This window comes from Paeniglutamicibacter antarcticus (assembly GCF_039544305.1).
GTDB lineage: Bacteria > Actinomycetota > Actinomycetes > Actinomycetales > Micrococcaceae > Paeniglutamicibacter > Paeniglutamicibacter antarcticus_C.
Window position 1 is genome coordinate 1 of the sequence record NZ_BAABLK010000073.1, and the last position, 3493, is coordinate 3493.

Sequence of the window (3493 nt, forward strand, 5' to 3'; positions counted from 1 at the left end):
CAACACCGAACCCTGGGCCTGCATCACGGCAAGGGCCGTGTGGTTCTCCGAGGCGATCATCTCCAGGCCGCGCTGCTGGCGAGCCAGTTCCGCGTCGATACGCTCCGCGATCTCCGGATCAAGGGTCGCAATGCTCTCGGTCAGCGTTGACTCTACAAGCGTGGCATGCGTGGCAGTCATCCAGTGTTCACTCCTTGAAGTACAAGTTGTTTATGATTGATATATCAGAACTAACCCTAATGCTATGATGATGATCACATAGTGTCAATGGCCGCTAGGAAATAAGTCGCCAGACCGATCGAACTGCAGTGAATCCGTATCCTCGGCAACGGAAGGGACATTCAAAAATGAGTACTATCTCCGCAAGCCCGCAGCTCGTGGGTGAGCAGATATCCCTGGCCGAACAGGCCTACCGCGACATTCGAGACCGGCTGATTATGCTGGATATCCGCCCTGGGGAACCGATCAACGACGGCCAGCTGGCCTTGGAGCTGGGGGTGGGGCGCACCCCGGTGCGTGAGGCGCTCAAGCGTCTGGAGATCGACCACTTGGTCGTTTCCTATCCGCGACGGGGCACCTTTGCCACCATCGTAGACATCACCGAACTCGCCGACGTCTCGGAACTTCGCCGCTCCCTCGAGCCCCTTGCCGCCTACAAGGCAGCCCTGGGCGCATCGGACGCCGAGCGGGAGACCTTGGGCGCGCTGGCCCGCGATATCGAGCGGCTGGGGGACCGCCACGTGGACAAGCGAGGGCTGATGTCCTACGACCTCGACGTGCACCGCAGCATCTATCGCGCAGCAGGCAACCCCCATTTGGAAGACACGCTGATCCGGCTCGACAACCTGGCCACTCGCATCTGGTGCTTGGTTCTGGATAAAGTGCCCTCCGTTGCCGGGCACATCGATGAGCATGTTGCCCTGCTTGATGCCATCGTTGCGCGGGACGCAGATAAGGCAAAGGCCATGGCCTTGGAACACATCGTCAGTTTCGAACAGACGATCAGAGCCGTCCTTTAGTTGAATCGACGCTCTATCGCCATTTACGGGCCACGGTTCGCTCGTTGCGGTGGGACGAAGGAAAGTGCGTCGCTGCCGGCGTGGGGTTCAGGGATCCGGGCGTCCAAGGTTGATTCTCGGTTGACCCCCGTGGGATCAGTGGCTGGGTTCTTGGCGTTTCGAAAATCCCGCACAGTGTAACGATCCGCGGTCCCATTCGGCCTCTGGGTAACGGGCCCTTTGTGTGTTTGCCGGCTACCCCGGGTGCCTCCAGCGTCATCAAAGTGAGCAGCGATTTCCCGGCGATGGAGCAGCAGTCACCAAAGCCTCGGATATTTTCACTTGATGGGCTGCTCTGTTCTGGCAACTTCAGCGGGTGGCACTTCTGCGTGCCGTTAGGCAGCCGGTGGGCGCGGTCGGCTTCAGTATTGAGGGGCCCATTGGGTTTTCTCTGTCGCTCGGGCCACGGCCATTGAAGCCGCTATTTTCATCTCTTAAGCTGCGAGGAGACGTGGTCCTAGATCCGCGCTAGGCGATGTGGGGCGCTGGTGCTTCGAATCAGCCAGAGCACAGGCCTCTCGGGCATTGGCGAGTCCTCATGCTTAATCCATGCCAACGTAGTTTCTCCCGACCGAATGTGGCAGGGCCAGTTCGGTGAGTCGCTTGGCCGTCGCAGGAGAACCGGGGGGGGCGTTTCTGGTTGCGCTGTGACAAGGAGAGGGCTCCGGGCCGTGTGCCCGGTGTTCCGACGTCGAAACGTGGGTCTGTGACCTGGATCAAACAAGCCCTTGACAGTGACACCGGACACAAATACAGTTTACGCAACGGTGTTGCAAACAATGCAACTTAGAAAACTTTGGTGGTTCCCGAATGATTCAGCGTAAAAATTCCGTGGTCGGCAATGATGCCAATGCGGCTTCTGCAACGAGCACGCTCCTCAACCGCAACGAAGGGGTCCACGGCGAGGAGAACGCAGGCTTCGGCGGAGGTGATCCGATGGCGGTTGACTCGAAAACTCTTCGCAAGGTGGTTGCAGCCAGTTTTATCGGCAACTTCGTGGAGTGGTTCGACTACGCGGTATATGGCTACCTTGCCATCACCATCACGGCAGTCTTCTTCCCGGATTCGGACCCGACGACCGGGCTTATGCTCACCTTCGCTCTCTTCGCAGTTTCCTTCTTTATCCGTCCGCTGGGCGGGTTCGTCTGGGGACACATCGGAGACAAGATCGGTCGGCGTGAAGCGCTCTCGTGGTCCATCCTGATCATGTCCGGGGCTACGTTCTGCATTGCCTTGATCCCGTCTTATAACACCATTGGCATCTGGGCTCCGATCCTGTTGCTGATCATTCGCGTCGCCCAAGGCTTCTCCGCCTCCGGAGAATACGCAGGCGCAGCGGCGTTTTTGGTGGAGTATGCTCCGGCCAACCGTCGTGGTCTCTACGCGGCAGTGGTTCCAGCCAGCACGGCCACCGGCCTGCTGCTGGGTTCCCTGATGGCGGCATTGCTGACCGGACTGCTGGATACCGAGCAGATGCAATCGTGGGGCTGGCGTCTTCCGTTCCTTCTGGCTGCACCCATGGGACTGATCGGCCGCTACATCCGGACCCGACTTGAAGACTCCCCGGTTTTCAACGCAATGGCCGAAGAAGACAGCACGGACAAGACCCCGGTCAGTTCATTGTTCAAGAACCACTGGCGCCAGCTTATCCAGGCTGTGGGTGCGGTGTTGCTCAACGCGGTTGGCTTCTACCTGATCCTCAGCTACATGCCGACTTACCTGGTAAAGACCGTTGGACTAAGCGAAGCTTCGGCATATATGGCCACAACGGTGGCATTGGGAACCTACATCGGCTTCATCTTCGTGGTGGGCATGCTCTCGGACAAGTTCGGACGCAAGAGGATCCTGATGACTGCATCGATCCTCTTCGTCCTACTGACTGTTCCGCTATTCATGCTGTTGGACACCGGCAACTTCTTCATCATCTTGCTGGTACAGATTCTTCTCGGCGGGATGCTCAGTCTCAACGACGGGACCCTGCCCAGCTACTTGGCCGAGATGTTCCCCACCCGGGTCCGCTACACCGGATTCGCCGTCAGCTTCAACCTCTCCAACGCCCTATTCGGCGGGACGGCACCGTTCGTGGCAACCGTCCTGATTGCCTCTTCCGGCACCCCCTTGGCTCCGGGTTGGTACCTGATGGCCGCAGCAGTGGTCTCGCTCGTTGCCGTCGCTTGTTCGGTGGAAACCAGCAAAAAACCGCTGGCCTAGGCCGCTAGAGCCATCTATCTGTCCTCTCCCTTTCCCCTTTCTGAACATCAAAACGTAACAACAAAGGAGTTTCCCATGGCCACTTCATCGGCAGCAATAAGCAGCATCTCCGAGCTTGAGCGACTCAAGACCCTGCACAACGGAACCAAGCAGCAGCTGACCTTCTCGGACGCAGAGTTCGAACGCCGCCTGAGCGGACTGCGCAAGATCATGGCAGCCAAGGA

2 protein-coding genes and 2 pseudogenes are annotated in these 3493 nt (G+C 58.7%); 3 read left to right on the top strand and 1 reads right to left on the bottom strand.

Features of this window, described 5'->3' with window-relative positions; genetic code table 11:
• Positions 1 to 180 (bottom strand): annotated as a pseudogene (locus ABEA12_RS15230) (serine hydroxymethyltransferase); the annotation flags it as partial.
• Positions 181 to 347: 167 nt separating this feature from the next.
• Here ABEA12_RS15230 and ABEA12_RS15235 point away from each other — a divergent pair.
• The 3 genes and pseudogenes from ABEA12_RS15235 to ABEA12_RS15245 form a co-directional block, all read left to right on the top strand.
• Positions 348 to 1019, top strand: a complete 672-nt coding sequence (locus ABEA12_RS15235; RefSeq protein WP_210101889.1) for a GntR family transcriptional regulator — start codon at positions 348 to 350, stop codon at positions 1017 to 1019.
• Positions 1020 to 1994: 975 nt separating this feature from the next.
• Positions 1995 to 3269 (top strand): MFS transporter, encoded by a 1275-nt coding sequence (locus ABEA12_RS15240; RefSeq protein ID WP_210102663.1) that lies wholly within the window; start codon positions 1995 to 1997, stop codon positions 3267 to 3269.
• A gap of 75 nt (positions 3270 to 3344) precedes the next feature.
• A pseudogene (locus tag ABEA12_RS15245) lies at positions 3345 to 3493 on the top strand (creatininase); the annotation flags it as partial.